Below are 18,128 nucleotides of genomic sequence, written 5' to 3'. Positions count from 1 at the left end.
GCCCCACACTCCACTGGACCCCTCCCCCAGGCCTGCCACCGGGCACCACCGACCTCCGGCCGGTGGTCGACGCGCTCGGCGCCGGCGGTGTGCTCGTCCTCACCGGGGCGGGCATCTCCACGGAGTCGGGCATCCCCGCGTACCGGGGCGAGGGCGGAAGCCTGAGCCGGCACACGCCGATGACGTACCAGGACTTCACCGCGAGCCCGCAGGCACGGCGACGCTACTGGGCCCGCAGCCACCTCGGGTGGCGTACCTTCGGCCGTGCCCGTCCCAATGCCGGGCACCGAGCCATCGCCACCTTCGCCCGGCACGGTCTGCTCTCGGGGGTGATCACCCAGAACGTCGACGGTCTGCACCAGGCCGCCGGCGCCGAGGGGGTCGTGGAACTGCACGGGAGTCTGGCAAGGGTGCGGTGCCTGGGCTGCGAGGCGATCACCTCGCGCCACGAGCTCGCCGAGCGGCTGGAAGCGGCCAACGCGGGGTTCCGGCCGGTGGCCGCGGGCATCAACCCCGACGGAGACGCCGACCTCTCCGACGATCAGGTCGCCGGCTTCCGCGTGGCGCCCTGCGCGGACTGCGGCGGCATCCTCAAGCCGGACGTGGTGTTCTTCGGCGAGACGGTGCCCGCGCAACGCATCGAGCACTGCCGCGAGTTGGTCCGCTCCGCGAGCTCCCTGCTCGTTCTGGGCTCCTCGCTCACGGTGATGTCCGGACTCAGGTTCGTCCGCCTGGCGGCTCAGTCGGACAAGAGGGTTCTCATCATCAACCGGGACCCCACTCGCGGCGACCCGCTCGCCCACACCCGCGTCAGCCTCCCGCTGGGGACCGCCCTGTCCACGGTCGCGGACACGCTGAACCTTTCCGCCGACGGTCGGCCGGCACCCTGTTCGGGGCCGTGACGCCCGACCGGGCGACGAGCCCAACCCGCCTACGGAGGGCGGGCGTTCATGGCATCGTGACCGGGTGACGCATGAAGCGGAAGAGGAGTGGCTGGCGACTCAGCGTCCGTCCCGCGTACGCGAGATCCAGGCCGGTCGTCTGGCGTGGACCGAGGTGGACCTGATCGACATCGGAAGCGGGTCCGCGCACGCGTTGCGGGACGGGCTGGAGGTCTTCGGCGTCCAGGTGAACCATCTTCGGGTCGGTCAGCCCCGCCACCTGGTGGCCGCCCTGGACGGCAGCAGACCGATCGCGCCCTACGTGATCCTGTCCTGCCACGGTGACGAAGGACGCATCCTGCTGGACGACGTCACCGAGGAGATGGCCGGGTTCCAGCCGTTCAACGGTGCCGTCGGTCCGGACCACGTACGCGAGCACTTCCGGCTGCCGGGCAGCGTCACGCTCGTCACCGGCTGCGACACAGGGGAACCGGCGCTCGCCGACGCCTTCCTCGACGCCGGCGCCGGCGTCTACATCGCCCCGCGGGGCGCCCCGTTCGGCTATGCCAGTGTGTTCGCCCCGCTGTTCTTCTTCTACGAACTCACCGAACAGCGCACCCCCGCACAGGCCGTCGCCCGCCTGCGCGCCCACGACGACGAACTCGCCATGTGGCAGCTCCATCAGCGCTGAGACTCCGGCTCGGACCGCCCGTCGCAGGCACGTCCGGGCCAACCCTGGCGGCATGAGCACCTTGCCCCGCACAGATGAGTTTCGCCGCGGATCGCAGTCTCAGCGCTGTGACCGACCGATGGGAGTCGACATGGGCAAGCTGCAACAGGTGGCCGACGGAGTCTGGGTCCGGCAGAGCGAGTGGGTGTGGAGCAACTCCGTCGTGGTGCACGGGGACGACGGGCTGATCCTGGTCGACCCCGGCATCAACGGCTCCGAGCTGGACGAACTCGCCGATGCCGTGGCGAGGTTGGGGGTCCCGGTGGTCGCCGGGTTCTGCACCCACCCGCACTGGGACCACCTGCTCTGGCACGAGCGGTTCGGCGACGTGCCGCGCTACGCCACCCCGGCCGCCGCCCGCCTCGCCGCCGCGGCCCGGGAGCGGGCCCGGGCGATGGCGGCGGAGAGCGCGTCCGGCGTCCCTCTCGAACTGGTCGGCCTCCTGACCCCGCTGCCCGCAAGCGGCACACCCGTGCCGGGAGAGATCATCGAGCATCAGGCGCACGCCATCGGCCATGCCGCGCTCCTCCTCGCGGACCGCGGCGTCCTGATCGTGGGTGACATGCTCTCCGACGTGCTGATCCCGCTCTTCGACGTACGCCAGGACGATCAGGTGAGCGCTTACGAGCAGGCGCTCGACCTGCTGGAGGAGGCGGCCCGCCACGTCGAGGTCGTGATCCCCGGCCATGGTGCCGTTGCCGAAGGGCCCCAGGTGGCGGCGCGCCTCGCCGCTGATCGCGCCTACGTCGAGGCGCTGCGGCGGGGCGGTGAACCGGACGACGCGCGGCTGGGGCAGCATGCGGACTGGCTCCACGGCCCCCACCGGTCGAACCAGGAGCAGGCACGGGGCGGGCGGCAGGACGTGCCGCCGGTGCCGTGAACGGCCACGGGCACAGCCGTAATTGGTTTGACCCGGGCTCGGGCCGACGCTGCACTGTGCCCAGGCCCCACCGGTCAGTCGTGGTGCCGGATTCCGAGGAGGCAGCGGCAGCGATGGAAATACGTCCCACGACCGACGAGGATCTCGACGTCTTCGTCGACACCGTCCATGCCGCGTTCGGGTACTTCCCGGAAACCCCGGTCGAGGGCGGCGGGTTGTGGTGGTCGGCGCTCGAAATGGACCGCTGCCTGCTCGCCCTGACGCCGGACGGACGGCCCGTCGGCACCGCAGCCACCTACCCCTTCGAGCTCACCCTCCCCGGCGAGACCCTCGTTCCGGCACCCGGGGTGACCGCCGTCGGCGTTCTGCCCTCGCACCGGCGCCAGGGCGTGCTCAGCGCGATGATGCGGCATCAGCTCACCGCCCTGCGGGCCGACGGACAGTTCCTCTCCGTGTTGCTGGCCTCCGAGGCCTCGATCTACGGCAGGTTCGGCTACGGACCGGCGACCTACACCGGGCGGCTGACGGTGCAGCGCCACCGCGCCGCGCTCGCCCCCGCGCGGGCCCGCGTATCGGCGGACGCCCCGGCGCCCGTTCCGGACGGCGGCACGATCGAGGTGCTGCGTCGCGCCGACTGCGGCGAGATCCTGGAGGACGTCTACGACCGGTACCGTCGCACCCAGCCCGGCGCGCTGTCCCGGCCGCACCGCTGGTGGACCCTGCGCGCGGGGCAGCCGCCGATCTCGCCGGCCCCCCGTTACGTCGCGGTCCACCGGGACGCCGACGGCGTACCGGACGGGTACGCCAGCTACTCGATCGACAAGGCCAGGACCTTGACGGTCGACGAGACCATCACCGGTGACGACGCCGTCTTCACCGCCCTGGCGCGTTTCCTGCTCGCCCACGACCTGGTCTCGCAGGTCGTGTTCCACCATGTCCCGCCAGGACACCCGCTGCGCTGGCAGCTCGCGGACTTCCGCGCCGGCGAGGTCAGCGGTGACATGGACTGGCTCTGGGTGCGGCTGCTGGACGTCCCGCGTGCGCTGACCGCGCGCGGCTGGTTCGCGGACGGCGAGCTCGTCCTCGACGTCGAGGACCCCTTCCTCGGTGAGCACGGCCGCCACCTGCTGACGGTGCGGGACGGCAAGGCCGACTGCGTCCCCACGGACCGGGAGCCCGACCTGTCGCTGCACGTGAACGACCTGGGCGCGATCTACCTCGGCGGCACCGCCCCGAGCACACTCGTGCGTGCCGGACACATCCGGGCCCACCGCCTGGAGGCGGCCGCCCGCGCTGACGCCCTCTTCCGCGCCGACCGGCCCCCGCACTGCCTGCACTGGTTCTGACGGCCAACCCGGTGAGCCTGCACACACCCGTACCGGGCTACACCGCGAGGTCGGCATGATCCGCCGGACAGGCCCGAACTAACCCGCTTCCGCGTCCCGCTTCGCCCGGCTGGCCAGGACCTGGTCCATGTGCGTCTGCGCCCACTGCCTGAGCCCGCGGGTCACGTGGTGGAGCGAGAGGCCGAGGTCGGTCAGCTCGTAGGTGACGGTCACGGGCACGGTGGGTGTCACGGTGCGGGTGAGCAACCCGTCGCGTTCGAGGGCGCGCAGGGTCTGGGTCAGCATCTTCTGGCTGACGCCGGCCAGCAGCCGGGCGAGTTCGGAGTAGCGCATCGCCTTCGGGGTGTGCGCGGCGCCGGACTGCCCGGACGCTTCGCCACCCAGTGCGCACAGGACGAGGACGACCCACTTGTCCGAGATCCGGTCGAGGAGCTGACGGCTGGGGCACGCCGCCAGGAACGCGTTGTACTCCGCCTTGGCCTGCGCCTTCTTGTCGGCCCTCGTGGTCGCCACCGGACTCACCGTCTCTTTCTGGAGTGTTACGCACTTCAAAGTGCCTACTTCCCGTGGGGAAGCAACTCTCCAAGACTGGAGCAAGGGGAACGGAGACACCACCCCCGCGGAGAAGCGAAAGGCAATGCGATGGACAGCACCCCCACACCTCCCCTTCCCGGCGGAACCTGGAGGTTGGGCGACTCCACCGTCACCCGGTTCGGTTACGGCGCGATGCAGCTCGCCGGTCCATGGGTCATGGGACCGCCTGCCGACCGCGACGGCGCCCTGGCCGTCCTGCGCGAGGTGGCCGCCCTCGGGATCACCCACATCGACACCAGCGAGGCCTACGGCCCGCGCACCACGAACGAGCTGATCCGCGAAGCACTGCACCCCTGTCCGCAGTCACTGTTCATCGCCACCAAGGTGGGCGCGAACCGCGACGCGCAGGGCGGTTGGCCCACAGCCCGGCGCCCCGAAGACCTCCGCAAGCAGGTCCACGAGAACCTGGAATCCCTCGGTGTCGAGGCCCTCGACCTGGTCAACATGCGCATGGGAGACGCTCAGGGCTCCCGGCCCGGTTCGATCGCCGAGGCGTTCGAGACACTGGCCGACCTCCAGCGGGAGGGACTGATCCGCCACCTGGGCGTCAGCAACGTGACCGCGGAGCAGATCGCCGAGGCGCGCGGCATCGCCCCGGTCGTGTGCGTGCAGAACATGTACAACCTCGCCCACCGGCACGACGACGACCTCATCGATCACCTCGCCGCCGACGGCATCGCCTACGTGCCGTTCTTCCCCCTGGGCGGCTTTACACCGCTGCAGTCCGAGGCCCTGACGCGGGTCGCGAGCCGGCTGGGAGCGGCGCCGATGTCGGTCGCGCTGGCCTGGCTGCTGCGGCGCTCGCCGAACATCCTGCTCATCCCGGGCACCTCCACGATCGCCCACCTGCGCGAGAACGTCGCCGGGGCCGGGCTCACGCTCTCCGACGAGGACGTGGCCGAACTGGACGGCATCGGATCCGCACAACCATGACGGAGCCCTTGATCACGTCCGCCGACCAGCCCTTTACGGTGGCAGCGTGGAACTCCTGCATCTGCGTTATTTCGTCGCTGTCGCCCAGGAACTCAACTTCTCCCTGGCGGCCCGCAAACTGCACATGGCGGCCTCCCCGCTGAGCAGACGGATCAAGGATCTGGAGAACGAGCTCGGCCACCGCCTGTTCGACCGCGACACCCACCGTGTGGCCCTCACGCAGGCCGGCAGCGCGCTGCTGCCGATCGCGCGGGGCGTGCTGGAGCAGGTCGACTCCATCCGGTGGCGCCTCGACGAGACGGCCCGGCCGCGGCGGGCGACCCTGTTGCTGGGTGTGCCGAGCGGTGTCCATCCGGATCTGCGGGAGCGGACGGCACGTTCAGCGCCGGCATGGACCTCAAGGCCGCTCTGCGCGGTGAGTCGCCCGAGGTCGAGGGCCGCGGGTTCGGCGGTCTGACCGAGGCCGAGCCCACCAAGCCCCTCATCGCCGCGGTGGAGGGCTTCGCCATGGGCGGCGGCTTCGAACTCGCCCTGGCCTGCGACCTGATCGTCGCGTCCGAGGACGCCCGATTCGGCCTGCCCGAGGTCAAGCGCGGACTGATCGCCGCGGGCGGCGGGGTGATCCGGCTGCCCAAGCGCGTCCCGCACCACCTGGCCATGGAGCTGCTGCTGACCGGCGAGCCCGTCGACGGCCGTCGCGTCGGCGACCTGGGCCTCGTGAACCGGGTCACCGCCAAGGGACAGGCTGTCGCCGAGGCCCTGCGGCTGGCCGAACAGCTGGCCCGGAACGCCCCGTTGGCGCTGGCCGCCGTCAAGCGCGTCGTGCGCGCCGCCGACGGCGCCCCCGACGCCGAGGCCTTCGCCTTCCAGCGCGGCGCGATGAAGACCCTGATGGCCTCGGACGACGTACGCGAGGGCATGACCGCCTTCGCCGAACGCCGGGCCGCCCGGTGGACGGGACGGTGAGGCCGGCATGAGGACCGAGGACGCACGACAGCATCTGACCACCCCCCTCACCAGCCCGGCGTTCGCGCCGATGGTCCCGCGGTTCACCAACCGCGAGTATCTCAACATCGTCTACCGCACCGACCCCGTGGCGCTGCGGACCGTGGTCCCCGAACCGCTGTGCGTCGACGAGCCGTTGGTCCGCTTCGAGGTCATGAGGATGGGCGACGTCAGCGGCTACGGCCCCTACACGGAGGCCGGCCAGGCGATCCCCGTCAGCTTCGAGGGCGAGCGCGGCGAGTACCTGCACGCCATGTACCTCGACAACTTCCCGGCGACCGCCTCCGGGCGCGAGGTCTCCGCCTACCCGAAGGTCATCGGCTCCCCGTCGCTGTACGTCGACTCCGGCGCGTTGGTCGGCACGCTCGACCACGGCTCGCTGCGGGTCGCCACCGCCACCATGGGCTACAAGCACCACGAGCTGGACCGGGGCGAGGCCGAGGCGCAGATCGCCGTACCGACGTTCATGCTCAAGACCGTCCCCGGCTACGACGGCATGCCGCGCGTGCAGGAACTCGTCCGCACCCGCATCACCGACCTGACCGTCAAGGGCGCCTGGACCGGCCCCGCCCGCCTCCAGCTCTTCCAGCACGTGCTCGCCCCGCTGGCCGACCTGCCGGTCGTCGAGGTCGTCTCCGCGAGCCACATCCTCACCGACCTGACGCTGAACGGCGTCGAGCCGGTCCACGACTACCTGAAGGGAGGCGCGTCCTCATGACCCGCTCCTTCCGTACGGCCGCCGTCGTCGGCGCCGGAACCATCGGACTGTCCTGGACAGCACTGTTCGCCGCGCACGGCCTGACCGTCCGGGTGAGCGATCCGCGCGGGGACCTCGCCGAGGCCGTCGCCGAGGCGCTGGAGCAGTACGCCCCGCACCTGGCCGCCCGCGGTCTGGACGTGACCGGCCTCGCCGACCGGGTGCACATCGCCGCCGACGTGACCGACGCGGTCCGCGACGCGGACGTCGTCCAGGAGAACGGCCCGGAGCGCGCCGATTTCAAGAAGGACCTTTTCGCCGCGCTGGCCCGAGAGGCGCCCGCTCACGCGCTGCTGCTGAGCTCGTCGTCGGCGATCCCGGCGACCGCGTTCACGGGCGGGCTGGCGGACGAGGACGTCGCCCGTGTCCTCATCGGCCACCCCTTCAACCCGCCGCACCTGCTCCCGCTGGTCGAGGTCGTGCCGGGCGAGCGCACCGCCGAGGACGCCGTACAGACCGCGGTGGACTTCTACACCTCGGTCGGAAAGAGCCTCGGCAACATCACCGCGTCCTGGGGCATGCTGGTCCAGCTCGCCCGGCTCCAGGACGCCGGCATCTTCCGCGACGAACACTCCTCCCTGGCCAAGGTGTTCGTCACCTCGCGGATGCGCGAGGTCGTCGGCTGGAGCCGCGAGATCTTCGGCGGCAACGGCATCCTCCTGGACCACGACATCCCCCGCTTCTTCGCGGACGCCGAGGCGATCTACTCCTTTGAGGGCACCCGCGAGATGAACACCCTGATCGTGGGCAAGTCGATCACCGGCCGGAGTGCCTTCGTGTGAGGACGCACGGGGGCCGCCCGATCGGGAAGTCGAAGTAAGTGTCCGGATACGGCTCGCGCTTGAGCGTGTAATGCCACCACTCGCAGTCGTAGGAACGGAAGCCGCAGTCCTCCATGATCGAACGAAGGCGTTCACGGTTTCGCCTCTCGGCCTGATCGATTCCCGTCGCCCCATGGTGGGAGGCGGGATCCATCAGGTCGTGTCCTCCTCCCATGGAGACGAGTTCGCCGGTGTTCAGGTGATACAGCGTCAGATCGACGGTGCTGCCCCGGCTGTGGCCGGAGAGGGCGGCCACATAGCCCCGCTCGAACATGTCGGGCCGGTCGATGTTCGGGTAGTGCCGTGACTTCGTCCGGCCGTCCTCCGGCTGCCGCGACCAGCGCACGAAGCAGTCCACGGCGCGTTGCGGGCGGTAGCCGTCCCAGAGGAGCAGACCGAAGCCGAGGGACCCTGCCTTGTCCCGCGCCTCCTCCAGAGCGGCGCACAGGGCCGTCGTACCGACGATGCGATTCGCCAAGTAGCCGTCCACCGGTTTTCCGGTGAAGTTGTCCCAGGTGGCGTATTTGGCATCCCAGCGTATTCCGGGGACGAGTTCGTCCACGAAGGCGAAGTGCTCGTTCATCGGCGGTCCGCCGGGAGTGCGAGTGACACCAGTCGGTCGATGACCTCGGTGAGCGGGAGATCCGCGGCCGCCATCATCCTCGGATAGCGGCTGTACGACGTCATTCCGGGAAAGGTGTTGACCTCGTTGAGGACGATGTCACCCTCCAACGTGAGGAACATGTCCACCCGGGCCAGTCCCCGGCAGCCCAGGGCACGGTAGACGGCCTTCGCCCGCTCCGCGACGCGCGATCGCGACTCCTCCGTAATGTCGGCCGGCACGATCGCCACGGAGTTGTCCGATCCGCTCTCGGGCCGGTCCTCCTGGTGAATCCTGAAGAACCCGTGGGAGAGCGCGATGTGGTCCACCTCCCCCGCGATCAGGTCCTTGCCGTTGCCGAGGATCGCGCACCCGATCTCGCTGCCGGCGACGGCCTCCTCGATCAGCACCTTCGCGTCGTACTTCCGGGCGGTTTCCACCGCGCTCAGGAGTTCCTCCTTCCGGGAGACCTTGGTGACGCCGAAGGACGATCCCGAGCGGGCGGGCTTCACGAAGGCGGGGTAGGTGATCCGGTCGGGGTCGATATCCTCGTCCGGCGCGCAGATCCAGTGGTCCGGCGTACGGATTCCCGCGCTCGCGGCCACGAGGTAGGCGAGGGACTTGTCCATGCACAGCGCGGAACTCTGGATGTCACAGCCGACGTAGGGAATGCCGGACAGTTCGAGGAGACCCTGTACGGCGCCGTCCTCGCCCAGCTTGCCGTGCAGCACCGGCAGCACGACGTCCAGGGTGATCGTCTCGTAGCGCCCCGCGTCCAGCACGAGCAACCCGCGGACGCCGCGGTCCGGTGACAGTACGGCCGGGCGGCCTTCGCTCCCCTCCCAGTCCGTGTCGGGCCCGGCGCAGAGCCTCCACTCACCGCTCCGGGTGATCCCGACGTAGAACGGCTCGTACTTCTCGACGTCGAGATGGCGCGCGACCTCGCGCGCCGATTTCACGGAGACGGGGTGTTCCTCGGAGCAGCCCCCGAAGATGATGCCGGCCTTCAGCCTAGCCATGCTGATTCCTTCCTTCGAACGCAAGGCAGTTGGTGATCGAGTTCGTGACGGTGTCGATCAGCGCGTGCTCCGTGTAATAGGCGGTGTGAGGAGTGATGAGCACGTTCGGCATCTCCTGCAGCCGCAGTAACGCCTTGCTCTGGATGTGTGTGTCGCGGCAGTCGGCGTAGAAGATTCCTTCTTCTCCCTCGATGACGTCCAGCGCCGCTCCGCCGAGCCGTCCGCCTTCCAGCGCGGATACCAGGGCTTCGGTGTCGATCAGGGAGCCGCGGCCGGTATTGACGACGAAGGCACCGCGTTTCATGCGCTCGATCCGCCGCCGGTCGAGGAGATGACGGGTGCTCGGGGTGAGGGGTGCGTGGAGCGTCACGATGTCGCTCAGCCGCAGCAGTTCATCGAGTGGAACGTGATCGGCGAGGGCTTTGGAGCGGCGGTCGTGGGCGAGTACCCGGCCGCCGAAACCCCGCAGCCTTTCCACGACCGCCGTGCCGATACGTCCTGTTCCGACGACCCCGACGGTCAGGTCCCGCAGTTCCTTCCCGCGCACCTCGTTCAGCCGGTAGTCGTGACGGTCCGAGCGGCGGACCGTGCTTTTCGCATGGCGTACCGCCATCAACATCATCATCAGCGTGTAGTCGGCCACGCTGTCGGGCGAGTAGGTGACGTTCCCGACCGAGATGCCGATGCTTGCCGCGTGGTCCACGTCGATGTGGTTGCAGCCGATGCTCCGTGTGGAGATGTACGCCACCCCGGCTCGGCCGAGGGCGCTGAGCACGGAACGGGGGACCCGGGTTTTGTGGCCGACGCTGATGCACCTGTTCCCCGTGGCCAGTTCGGCATTGGATTCGGACACCGGCGCCTGAGTGATGGTCGGTGTGACACCGAAACGGAATGCCATCTCCCGGAACAGGACGGCCTCGTCCTGCTCGCATCCGTAGACGGTGATACCCATGGCCGGTACGGAAGAGGACGAATTCGCGGGTGGTCGGCTCAGGCCGTCCGGTTTTCGGGCTTGTTCCCTGTGGGTCATGCCCTCAGCCAAGACGGCGGAGTGTTGCCGGAACGTATGCGGTTTTCGATACGCCGGCGATATGCAACAGGCCTATAGCGTCGAGCACATGGTTGAGTTGATGGCCCATCCGATTTCGTTTTTCCCGAACTCCTCCGCCCGGACGCGCGAGGCCGCCGCGTGATCCCGCTCAGCGTCGATGAGATCGCCACGGTCGTCGGCGGGGCGGTCTCGGGCGACGGTTCGACGACCGTGACCGCGCCGGCCGTGCTCGACGGCCGCCAGGCCGAACAGGGCGGCCTCTTCGTCGCGTTCACCGGCGAGCACGTGGACGGCCACGACTACGCCGAGCAGGCAGGCCGGGCCGGCGCCGTTGCCGTGCTCGGCTCCCGGCCCACCCCGTTGCCCACGGTCGTCGTCGAGGACACCCGGGCCGCGTTGCAGGCGCTCGCCCTCCATGTGGTGGGCCGGCTGCGCGAGGGGCTGACCGTGTTCGGGCTGACCGGCTCGCAGGGCAAGACCACGACCAAGGACCTGTTGGCGGCCGTGCTGTCGAGCACGGGTCCGACGATCGCCACCTTCGGCTCGTGCAACAACGAGCTCGGGGTGCCCCTGACCATGCTGCGCGCCGAAGCGAGCACCCGGTTCCTCGTCCTGGAGATGGGAGCGCGCCACGTGGGCGACATCGCCGCGCTCACCGGCCTGGTCGCGCCCGACGTCGCCGTAGTCCTCAACGTCGGCCAGGCCCACCTCGGCGAGTTCGGGTCACGCGCGGCCATCGCCCGGACCAAGGGCGAACTGGTCCAGGGGGTGGCGCCCGGGGGCACCGCCGTACTCAACGCCGACGATCCCCGCGTGGCCGCCATGCGCTCACTCACCGAGGGTCCGGTACTGACCTTCGGTCGGGCGGAGCACGCCGACGTGAGAGCGCTCGACCTGACGCTGGACCGGCTCGGCCGGCCGTCCTTCACCCTGCGGACCGCCAACGCCTCGGCATCCGTCGCACCGGTCCATGTGGGCGCCCACCAGGCGCTCAACGCGTCGGCCGCCATGGCCGCGGGCCTGGTGGCCGGCGTACCCCTGGACACGGCGGCGGCGTCACTGGCCACCGCCTCGCTGTCGAGGTGGCGCATGGAGCTGCGTGAGCTCGCCGGCGGGGTGACGCTGCTGAACGACTCCTACAACGCCAACCCCGACTCGACCCGCGCCGCCCTGGACGCCTTGGCCGCGATCGAGGGCGGGCGCCGTGTCGCCGTCCTCGGCGAGATGCTCGAACTCGGCGACGACAGCGAGGCCGAGCACCGCGCTGTCGGGGAGTACGCCGCCTCCCGGGCCGACGTCGTGGTCGCGGTCGGCGGGGCCGCCGCGTCGATCGCCGACGGTGCGGGCGAGAAGGCGGTGTCGTCGGCAGACAGGAGCGCGGCGGTCGGCTGGCTGCGCCGGCACCTGGCCGCCGGCGACGTGGTCCTCGTCAAGGCATCGCGCGGGGCGCGCCTCGACGAGGTGGCCGACGCGCTCGGTTCATGGCGTGGCTGACCGAGGGCCGCGCGGTGTCGAGGGCCCGGCGCCGGAGGGGACGCCCACCGCGGCGCTCACGCTCCGGGCGCCGGCCCGCAGGAGGAGTCGGCCTCATCCCCCGCCACGCCGCTTGATGTACAGCTCGAAGGCCCGGTAGACCAACGGCCGCAAGGGCAGGTCCCATTCACCGGCGTAGCGCACCGCCTGCCCGCCGGTGCCGACCTTGAACTGGATCAGACCGACGTGCGGGTCGTCGGGGTCGAGGGTCGGTGTGATGCCGCGCAGGTCGTAGACCTCGCAGCCGGACGCGAGGGAGTCCCGGATCATCGCCCATTGGCAGGCGTTGGAGCCGCGCACCTCGCGCTTGCGGGTCGAGGAGGCACCATAGGAGTACCAGGCGTGGGCGCCGACGCGGATCAGGATGGTGGCGGCGACCACGTCGCCCCGGTGCCGGGCCAGGTAGAGCCTGATCCGCTCGGGGTCCTCGGCGTTCAGCGCCGCGAACATGGTCTCGAAGTAGCGCAGCGGCCGTGGTGTGAACCGGTCGCGCTCGGCTGTGTGGACGTAGAGGTCGTGGAACACCTTCAGGTCGTCCTCGACCGTGACCTCGACGCCGTCCTTGGCGGCCTTCTTGATGTTGCGGCGCCAGAGCTGGTTCATGCCCTTGAGCACGTCGTCCTCGGTCCTGCCCGCGAGCGGGATCTCGTACTTGAACTGCGGATGCCCGACCCCGAAGCCGTTCCGCGGGCTCTGCGGCAGCCAGCCGGCGTCCCTGAGCCGATCGGTCACCCGGGCGCCGACCGGGTCGGTCCACTGCCCGGACAGGTCGGTGAGCCGCTTGACGCCGGGATCGGCGATGCCCTCCTTGACCTGGGCGGCGCTCCAGGTGTCGGTGCGCACCGGCGGCCCGAGCCGGATCGCGAACGCTCCCTGTGCCCTGAGATACACGGCCAGCGGGTCGAGCCAGGCGCTGATGTCTCCGGTCCAGTCGATGACCGGGCCCTCGGGCAGGTAGGCCAGCGTGAACCGTTCGAGCCGCGGCACCGGGCGGTGCAGGACCAGCCCGGCACCGGCCAGCCGCCGGCCGTCGAACCAACCGAGCGACTCGCCGCGCCACTCGGTCTTCACGTCGGCCCACGCCGGCGTCTGCAGGAAGCTGACCGACCGCTGTGCCCGCACGAACGCCAAGTGCTCGGCGGCGCTGATCGGCCTGACGGCCAGGTGTCCGCACCCGGCCCCTCGCTGCGGCATGGTCGGGCTCACCGGCCCGCCGTCCTCACGTCGGCGCGTCGGGGCTGGGCTGCTGTGCTCGCTGATTCGTCGTAGGACATCGCGCCATTCAACGGAGGCAGGTGTTGTCGGCCCGTATGCGTTTTTCGATACGCCGACGATATGCGCCGGGTGGTGTCGGGCGAGCCGGACCGGTTGGCGTCATGGCCACGGCAGGCGGCGCACCGCCCGCGCCGCGTCCCGGGCGTCGACGGGCTCCCCCGACGTCCGACGGCCGTAACGCTCCGCGGGGCATGGCCCCGCGGGCATGATGGTCGCCATGACCCACACCGCCCGCCGCATGTTCGAGCTCCTGGAACCGATCTGCCTGGTCACGTTCATGGCCGACGAGTGCAACGAGGAACTGGCCGCGCTCGGCCACCGCACCTACTGGGACGGCTACTTCGCCAGCCGCGCCGCGCCCCTGGGGCGGGTGCCGGCAGAGGTCGTGCACGCAGCCTTCTACAACTTCGCCGAGGGCGAGGCCGCCCGGCACATCCCCAGCGCGTGGGAGAAGATCCCGCCCGAGGAGTCCGTCGCCGCGCGGGAACGGGGCAGCGCGGCCTCCTTGCGGCGGATCCTCGGCGAGGAGCGGGCCGGGTCCCCGGGCCTGGCGCGCGCCGCCGACCTGACCACCAAAGCCGCCACGAGCGCACCCACACAGGGCCGCGTGATGTACGCCGGGATGCGCACCCTTCCGGTGCCGAGCGACCCGGTCGCGCGGCTGTGGCACTCCGCGACGATGCTGCGCGAGCACCGCGGTGACGGGCATGTCGCCGCTCTCGTCGCCGCGCGCATCGGCGGCACGGAGGCCCACGTGCTGTCCGCGCTGGAGATGGGCATCCATCCGCCGGAGTCGTTCGGCCGCATCCATCACCTGCCGAGGAAGCGGCTGGCCGCGGTCATGGACGGTCTGCGTGAGCGCGGGCTCGTCGACGCCGACGGCCGGTTCACCGACGCCGGCCGCGAGACCAGGCAGCGGATCGAGGACCTCACCGACGAACTCGCCGCCCCGCCCTACGACGCCCTGTCCCCCGCCGAACTCGACGAGCTGGTCGCCGAGCTCGAACCCATCAGCGCGATGTTGGTGGCGGCGGGTTCGCAGTGACGTGACGGACGGCGGCTGACGGCGACCGACACGGCAAGGAGCCAGCGCCCGGTACGACGAACTCGCGGGCCCCGCTCAGCGCTGCCTGATGTAGCAGCGGACGGCCGTCCCCTCGGGGCTGGTGTGGATGCGGACGAGGTCGGCGAGGGCGTGCACGAGCAGCAGGCCCCGGCCGCCGGGCTTGTCCCGTGCGGGTGGGCGGCGGCCGGCGAGCGGATCGTCCAAGCGCCCGTGATCGCGCACGTCGCACACCACGTGGCCGTCCTCGGCCCACACCCGCAAGGTGCCCGAACCCCCGCCGTGCACCACGCTGTTGGTGGTCAGCTCGGCCACGATCAGGGCCACGTCGTCCAGGCGGACACCGGAAAGACCGAGCCGGGCCGCTTGCTCGACCCCGAAGTGCCGGGCTTCCGGCAGCCGGCCGGTCCGGAAGGTGAATTCCTCGGCCGCCGACGGCTGCTCCAGGGGCAGGTTGTAGCGCTCGACCATCCGCGCGGGGGCGTAGGCGGCACTGGGGCGCTCCCGGCCGCCGGAGATGACCACGGGGTGGGTGGCGTGCGCGTCGGTGAGTGCCTGTTCGTCCAGGCGGTCGACGTCGTAGGGGCACATTACGGTGACCTCGCGCCCCTGGAACGCCAAGTTGATGAGGGCTTCGTGCTGGACGCAGGCCGGGTACTCCAGGCTGCTGCGGCCGGCCCAGATCGGCTCACCGATGATCCGTACGCGTGTCTGGCGGTGGGCGTCCGCGAAGGCGCGCAGCACCCTCGGGATGATGCGTCCCGGGTTGCGCCCCGCCTCGGTCATGTCGAGGAGCCGCACGCGCGCGACGTCCTCGCCCAGAGCCGCCTTGAGCACGGCGAGGTTCGGCCCGGGCACGGCCACGGCCACCGGCTCGCCGGCCTTCAGGCCGTCGCGGACGAAAGGAACCGTGCCGTGCAGGTACTCCCGCTCGCCCCGGTAGAACAGGGCGGGATGAACGAACGGTTCGGTGGCGGACTCCGTCATCGCCCCATCACCTCGACAGTGAGCAGATCCGGCCAGAACAGGTCCAGGACCCGCCGCAGGGTGGCGGGCGGTTCCTCAAGGACGATACGCCGCCCCTGCGGAAGGTCCTGGGCGGTCCTCGCGAGGGCCGAGACGCCGGCGACGTCGACGAACGTGACAGCGGAAAGTTCCAAGTGGCACGTCTCCTCGTCGCTCCGGGCAAGTTCGCACAGCGTCTGTTCCCAGGCCGGGCGAGTGAGCAGACCGACCTCACCGGCCGCCTGCCAGCCGGGGCGGTTCGTCAGCGGCAGCACGCTCAGAGCGCCCGCGGACGGGCCGGGCAATGCCGACAGCGCGTCCGCCCGCCTCGCACCGCCCACGCCCTCACCCCTGGTCGACCGCCCCGGCTCCCCAGTATCGCCTACCAGCCCGGGGCAGCCGGCGGCAGCATGGCGAAGCCGACGTCCGGCGGGGTGAGGGGCGCGGGAGCAGGTCCGGCGGGTCAGGGTGCGAGGGGCTCCAGCACCTGGTTGTGGGTGTGCTGGTAGATCACCGAAGTCCGGAACCCGACGACCTCGCGGCGCGCCGTGAACTTGTCCATGAGGAAGCCGTGGAGGTGGTCCACGCTGGGCGCGGAGACGTGCACGATCATGTCGTCGCCGCCGGTGACGACGTAGACCGTGCTGACTTCGGGCAGGTCGGCCGCGTACGTCTTGAACGCCTCGATGACCGCCCGGCTCAGGGGGCGGATCTGGAAGTGGATGAGCGCCTGGACGTGCCGGTTGAGGGCGGCCGGGTCGACGGCCGCGTGGTAGCCGGTGATGACCCCGCGGGCGCGCAGGGCGCGGACGCGTTCGAGACAGGTCGACGGGGCGATGCCGAGTATGCGGGCGAGCTCGCGGTTGGTCTGCCGCGCATCGCGCTGCAGATGCCGGATGATCGCCGAATCAAGTTCGTCCATACGGCGAGTATGGCCTTCGCACCGAATTACCTTCGGCTGACGGCCGCGAGCGCTGTCCGCACGACTAGCTTCCCGCCATGACAGCCGCATATACGGAAGCTCTGTCCCCGCTTTTTCCCGGACCGTCGCACGAGCTGGTGCACGTCGTGCGCGGCCGCCGCAGTGGCCTCGCGATCACCATCGCGGTCCACTCGACCGCCCTCGGCCCGGCGGCCGGCGGATGCCGGATCGCCCACTACCCCTCCCCCGCCGCCGCGACCGCCGACGCCCTGCGGTTGGCCGCGGCGATGACCGAGAAGAACGCGCTGGCCGGCCTGGATCACGGCGGCGGGAAGACGGTCGTCGCCCTTCCGACCGCCATCCGGCCGACCGGCGCGGAGCGTACGGCCCTGCTCCATGACGTCGGCGACGCGATCGCCTCGCTCGGCGGCCGCTACATCGCCGGCCCGGACGTGGGAAGCGGCCCGGCGGACATGTCGGTGATCGGCGAACGCACCCCGCATGTCTGCTGCCGGCCCGTCGAGGCGGGCGGCAGCGGCGATTCCTCCCGCCACACCGCACTCGGCACCCTCGCGGCGCTGGGCGCGGTGGCCGACGAGACCTTCGGCTCACCGGAGCTCGCCGGCCGCACCTTCGGGGTGATCGGCCTGGGTGCGGTCGGCGCGCATGTCGCCCGGCTCCTGAGCCGGGCCGGCGCGCGGCTCGTCGTGACGGACATCGACCCCGCCGCCCGCGGCCTGGCCGAGGAGGTGGGCGCGGACTGGGTGGATCCGGACGACGTGCTCGCGGCCGAGGTCGACATCCTCGTGCCGGCCGCGCTCGGCGGCCTCCTGACGGCGCGCACGGTGCCGCTGCTGCGGTGCGCCGCGGTCGCCGGCCCGGCCAACAACCAGCTCGACGAACCGGCCACCGCCCGCCTCCTCGCCGCGCGCGGCATCCTCTGGGCACCGGACGTCGTGGTCAGCGCGGGAGGCGTCATCCACGCCACCGGTGTCGAGCTGCGCGGGGAGACCGAGGAACAGCTGGCCGAACGCCTCTCCGGCATCGCCGGGACGCTCCGCCGGGTCTTCCGCAGGGCCCGGACCGACCGGACCACCCCCGCCGACGCGGCCTCGGAACTCGCCCGGGAGCGTGTTCACCGGGCGGCGCCGCACCGGCCTCACTGCGCATCCGACGGAACAGGAGAACTGACGACATGACGAACCGCTGGATCGGAGTCACCGTCGACTGCGTCGATGTGGAAACGGTCGCCGGCTTCTGGAGCGCGCTGCTGGATCTCCCGGCCATGCCCGCCCGCCCCGGCTGGGTCTACCTCGGCCGTCCGGGCGATCCGCAACCCCGTCTCAACTTCCAGCCGGTGACCGGCCCGAAGCGTGACAAGGTCCGCCTGCACCTCGACGTCGGGGTCGACGACATCGACCGCGGTATCGCCCAAGTCCGCGCCCTCGGCGGCCGGTTCACTGGTGAACGGCACGACTTCGACGAAGGCGTGGTCGTGGTGATGGCCGACCCCGAGGACCATGAATTCTGTCTGGTCCAGTACTACTAGGGGGGTGAACTCCTCGGCTGAACGGGTGAGTCACTCCCTCACCCCCGAGCCGCGAAGCCATCACCCGTTGGGCGGCGGAACAGCGGAAACGGCGGGGGCCGGTGGCGGGGCCGTACCACCGAATCGGTGCGTCGACAACGCGGCAGACGGGGCCCCGACTCGC

Annotated in this window: 20 protein-coding genes and 1 pseudogene; 13 read left to right on the top strand and 8 right to left on the bottom strand. The window is 71.0% G+C overall.

Going from position 1 to position 18,128, the window contains the following annotated elements; genetic code table 11:
• The 4 genes from EHS43_RS16180 to EHS43_RS16165 form a co-directional block, all read left to right on the top strand.
• Positions 1–902, top strand: a 902-nt coding sequence (locus EHS43_RS16180) for an NAD-dependent protein deacetylase (RefSeq protein ID WP_125191465.1), incomplete at its 5' end; no start/stop codon positions are given.
• A 64-nt stretch (positions 903–966) separates the two neighbouring features.
• Positions 967–1,572, top strand: a complete 606-nt coding sequence (locus EHS43_RS16175) for a hypothetical protein (protein WP_185806271.1) — start codon at positions 967–969, stop codon at positions 1,570–1,572.
• A gap of 130 nt (positions 1,573–1,702) precedes the next feature.
• On the top strand, positions 1,703–2,491 hold the full coding sequence (locus EHS43_RS16170; RefSeq protein ID WP_125191464.1) for an MBL fold metallo-hydrolase: 789 nt from the start codon (positions 1,703–1,705) through the stop codon (positions 2,489–2,491).
• A 113-nt stretch (positions 2,492–2,604) separates the two neighbouring features.
• Positions 2,605–3,837 carry a GNAT family N-acetyltransferase gene (locus tag EHS43_RS16165; RefSeq protein WP_125191463.1) on the top strand — a complete coding sequence of 411 codons (1,233 nt, stop codon included), beginning with the start codon at positions 2,605–2,607 and terminating at the stop codon, positions 3,835–3,837.
• 78 nt (positions 3,838–3,915) lie between these two features.
• Here the strand turns inward: EHS43_RS16165 and EHS43_RS16160 are convergent, their stop codons facing one another.
• On the bottom strand, positions 3,916–4,350 hold the full coding sequence (locus EHS43_RS16160) for a helix-turn-helix domain-containing protein (RefSeq protein ID WP_125191462.1): 435 nt from the start codon (positions 4,348–4,350) through the stop codon (positions 3,916–3,918).
• A gap of 129 nt (positions 4,351–4,479) precedes the next feature.
• On the opposite strand from EHS43_RS16160, the gene EHS43_RS16155 reads away from it, so the two are divergent.
• The 5 genes and pseudogenes from EHS43_RS16155 to EHS43_RS47740 all read left to right on the top strand — a co-directional run bounded on the left by EHS43_RS16155 (position 4,480) and on the right by EHS43_RS47740 (position 7,908).
• On the top strand, positions 4,480–5,364 hold the full coding sequence (locus EHS43_RS16155; protein ID WP_125191461.1) for an aldo/keto reductase family oxidoreductase: 885 nt from the start codon (positions 4,480–4,482) through the stop codon (positions 5,362–5,364).
• 46 nt (positions 5,365–5,410) lie between these two features.
• A pseudogene (locus EHS43_RS16150) lies at positions 5,411–5,728 on the top strand (LysR family transcriptional regulator); the annotation flags it as partial.
• Positions 5,729–5,754: 26 nt separating this feature from the next.
• Positions 5,755–6,330 (top strand): crotonase/enoyl-CoA hydratase family protein, encoded by a 576-nt coding sequence (locus EHS43_RS16145; RefSeq protein WP_260470555.1) that lies wholly within the window; start codon positions 5,755–5,757, stop codon positions 6,328–6,330.
• Between the two features lie 7 nt (positions 6,331–6,337).
• Positions 6,338–7,087 (top strand): acetoacetate decarboxylase, encoded by a 750-nt coding sequence (locus tag EHS43_RS16140; RefSeq protein WP_125191460.1) that lies wholly within the window; start codon positions 6,338–6,340, stop codon positions 7,085–7,087.
• Positions 7,084–7,908 (top strand): 3-hydroxyacyl-CoA dehydrogenase NAD-binding domain-containing protein, encoded by an 825-nt coding sequence (locus tag EHS43_RS47740; protein WP_125191459.1) that lies wholly within the window; start codon positions 7,084–7,086, stop codon positions 7,906–7,908. The genes EHS43_RS16140 and EHS43_RS47740 overlap by 4 nt, the downstream gene beginning before the upstream one ends.
• Here EHS43_RS47740 and vanX read toward each other — a convergent pair.
• From vanX to vanH, 3 genes are read right to left on the bottom strand one after another with little or no spacing between them, the layout of a single operon-like run.
• Positions 7,883–8,530 carry a D-Ala-D-Ala dipeptidase VanX gene (gene vanX / locus EHS43_RS16130; RefSeq protein WP_125191458.1) on the bottom strand — a complete coding sequence of 216 codons (648 nt, stop codon included), beginning with the start codon at positions 8,528–8,530 and terminating at the stop codon, positions 7,883–7,885. The genes EHS43_RS47740 and vanX overlap by 26 nt on opposite strands.
• Positions 8,527–9,567 (bottom strand): D-alanine--(R)-lactate ligase, encoded by a 1,041-nt coding sequence (vanA, locus tag EHS43_RS16125; RefSeq protein WP_125191457.1) that lies wholly within the window; start codon positions 9,565–9,567, stop codon positions 8,527–8,529. Before vanA ends, vanX begins: the two co-directional genes overlap by 4 nt.
• Complete coding sequence (gene vanH / locus EHS43_RS16120; protein WP_260470554.1) at positions 9,560–10,519, bottom strand: D-lactate dehydrogenase VanH; 960 nt, start codon at positions 10,517–10,519, stop codon at positions 9,560–9,562. The genes vanA and vanH overlap by 8 nt, the downstream gene beginning before the upstream one ends.
• Positions 10,520–10,756: 237 nt before the next feature.
• On the opposite strand from vanH, the gene murF reads away from it, so the two are divergent.
• Positions 10,757–12,112: a UDP-N-acetylmuramoyl-tripeptide--D-alanyl-D-alanine ligase gene (gene murF, locus EHS43_RS16115; RefSeq protein ID WP_125191455.1), complete on the top strand. Its 1,356-nt coding sequence runs from the start codon at positions 10,757–10,759 to the stop codon at positions 12,110–12,112.
• A gap of 93 nt (positions 12,113–12,205) precedes the next feature.
• On the opposite strand, the gene EHS43_RS16110 is transcribed toward murF, so the two are convergent.
• The gene (locus EHS43_RS16110) at positions 12,206–13,345 is read right to left on the bottom strand and encodes a peptidoglycan bridge formation glycyltransferase FemA/FemB family protein (RefSeq protein WP_125191467.1); all 1,140 of its coding nucleotides are present in this window, start codon (positions 13,343–13,345) and stop codon (positions 12,206–12,208) included.
• Positions 13,346–13,643: 298 nt separating this feature from the next.
• Here EHS43_RS16110 and EHS43_RS16105 point away from each other — a divergent pair, with 298 nt between their 5' ends.
• Complete coding sequence (locus EHS43_RS16105; protein WP_125191454.1) at positions 13,644–14,471, top strand: MarR family transcriptional regulator; 828 nt, start codon at positions 13,644–13,646, stop codon at positions 14,469–14,471.
• Between the two features lie 75 nt (positions 14,472–14,546).
• On the opposite strand, the gene EHS43_RS16100 is transcribed toward EHS43_RS16105, so the two are convergent.
• The 3 genes from EHS43_RS16100 to EHS43_RS16090 form a co-directional block, all read right to left on the bottom strand.
• Positions 14,547–15,476 (bottom strand): sensor histidine kinase, encoded by a 930-nt coding sequence (locus tag EHS43_RS16100; protein WP_125191453.1) that lies wholly within the window; start codon positions 15,474–15,476, stop codon positions 14,547–14,549.
• Positions 15,473–15,835: an STAS domain-containing protein gene (locus tag EHS43_RS16095; RefSeq protein ID WP_260470552.1), complete on the bottom strand. Its 363-nt coding sequence runs from the start codon at positions 15,833–15,835 to the stop codon at positions 15,473–15,475. The genes EHS43_RS16100 and EHS43_RS16095 overlap by 4 nt, the downstream gene beginning before the upstream one ends.
• 122 nt (positions 15,836–15,957) lie before the next feature.
• A complete protein-coding gene (locus EHS43_RS16090; RefSeq protein ID WP_125191452.1) occupies positions 15,958–16,416 on the bottom strand; it encodes an Lrp/AsnC family transcriptional regulator in 459 nt (152 codons plus the stop codon).
• A gap of 77 nt (positions 16,417–16,493) precedes the next feature.
• On the opposite strand from EHS43_RS16090, the gene EHS43_RS16085 reads away from it, so the two are divergent.
• Together EHS43_RS16085 and EHS43_RS16080 are read left to right on the top strand one after the other, a co-directional pair.
• The gene (locus tag EHS43_RS16085) at positions 16,494–17,615 is read left to right on the top strand and encodes a Glu/Leu/Phe/Val dehydrogenase dimerization domain-containing protein (RefSeq protein ID WP_125191451.1); all 1,122 of its coding nucleotides are present in this window, start codon (positions 16,494–16,496) and stop codon (positions 17,613–17,615) included.
• The gene (locus EHS43_RS16080; protein ID WP_125191450.1) at positions 17,612–17,965 is read left to right on the top strand and encodes a VOC family protein; all 354 of its coding nucleotides are present in this window, start codon (positions 17,612–17,614) and stop codon (positions 17,963–17,965) included. Before EHS43_RS16085 ends, EHS43_RS16080 begins: the two co-directional genes overlap by 4 nt.
• Positions 17,966–18,128 lie beyond the last annotated feature (163 nt).

The organism is Streptomyces sp. RP5T (genome assembly GCF_003933965.1).
In the GTDB taxonomy this organism is placed as follows: Bacteria; Actinomycetota; Actinomycetes; order Streptomycetales; family Streptomycetaceae; genus Streptomyces.
Note: the sequence above shows the minus strand (reverse complement) of the source record. Positions and strands in the feature narration are given on the sequence as shown.

What these genes read in the sequence shown, in the direction of transcription:
- EHS43_RS16170 (WP_125191464.1), top strand. Translation starts at nt 1,703, where the DNA reads ATGGGCAAGCTGCAACAGGTGGCCGACGGAGTCTGGGTCCGGCAGAGC.
- EHS43_RS16165 (WP_125191463.1), top strand. Translation starts at nt 2,605, where the DNA reads ATGGAAATACGTCCCACGACCGACGAGGATCTCGACGTCTTCGTCGAC.
- EHS43_RS16155 (WP_125191461.1), top strand. Translation starts at nt 4,480, where the DNA reads ATGGACAGCACCCCCACACCTCCCCTTCCCGGCGGAACCTGGAGGTTG.
- EHS43_RS16145 (WP_260470555.1), top strand. Translation starts at nt 5,755, where the DNA reads ATGGACCTCAAGGCCGCTCTGCGCGGTGAGTCGCCCGAGGTCGAGGGC.
- EHS43_RS16140 (WP_125191460.1), top strand. Translation starts at nt 6,338, where the DNA reads ATGAGGACCGAGGACGCACGACAGCATCTGACCACCCCCCTCACCAGC.
- EHS43_RS47740 (WP_125191459.1), top strand. Translation starts at nt 7,084, where the DNA reads ATGACCCGCTCCTTCCGTACGGCCGCCGTCGTCGGCGCCGGAACCATC.
- vanX (WP_125191458.1), bottom strand. Translation starts at nt 8,530, where the DNA reads ATGAACGAGCACTTCGCCTTCGTGGACGAACTCGTCCCCGGAATACGC.
- vanA (WP_125191457.1), bottom strand. Translation starts at nt 9,567, where the DNA reads ATGGCTAGGCTGAAGGCCGGCATCATCTTCGGGGGCTGCTCCGAGGAA.
- vanH (WP_260470554.1), bottom strand. Translation starts at nt 10,519, where the DNA reads ATGGGTATCACCGTCTACGGATGCGAGCAGGACGAGGCCGTCCTGTTC.
- EHS43_RS16110 (WP_125191467.1), bottom strand. Translation starts at nt 13,345, where the DNA reads ATGCCGCAGCGAGGGGCCGGGTGCGGACACCTGGCCGTCAGGCCGATC.
- EHS43_RS16105 (WP_125191454.1), top strand. Translation starts at nt 13,644, where the DNA reads ATGACCCACACCGCCCGCCGCATGTTCGAGCTCCTGGAACCGATCTGC.
- EHS43_RS16100 (WP_125191453.1), bottom strand. Translation starts at nt 15,476, where the DNA reads ATGACGGAGTCCGCCACCGAACCGTTCGTTCATCCCGCCCTGTTCTAC.
- EHS43_RS16090 (WP_125191452.1), bottom strand. Translation starts at nt 16,416, where the DNA reads ATGGACGAACTTGATTCGGCGATCATCCGGCATCTGCAGCGCGATGCG.
- EHS43_RS16085 (WP_125191451.1), top strand. Translation starts at nt 16,494, where the DNA reads ATGACAGCCGCATATACGGAAGCTCTGTCCCCGCTTTTTCCCGGACCG.
- EHS43_RS16080 (WP_125191450.1), top strand. Translation starts at nt 17,612, where the DNA reads ATGACGAACCGCTGGATCGGAGTCACCGTCGACTGCGTCGATGTGGAA.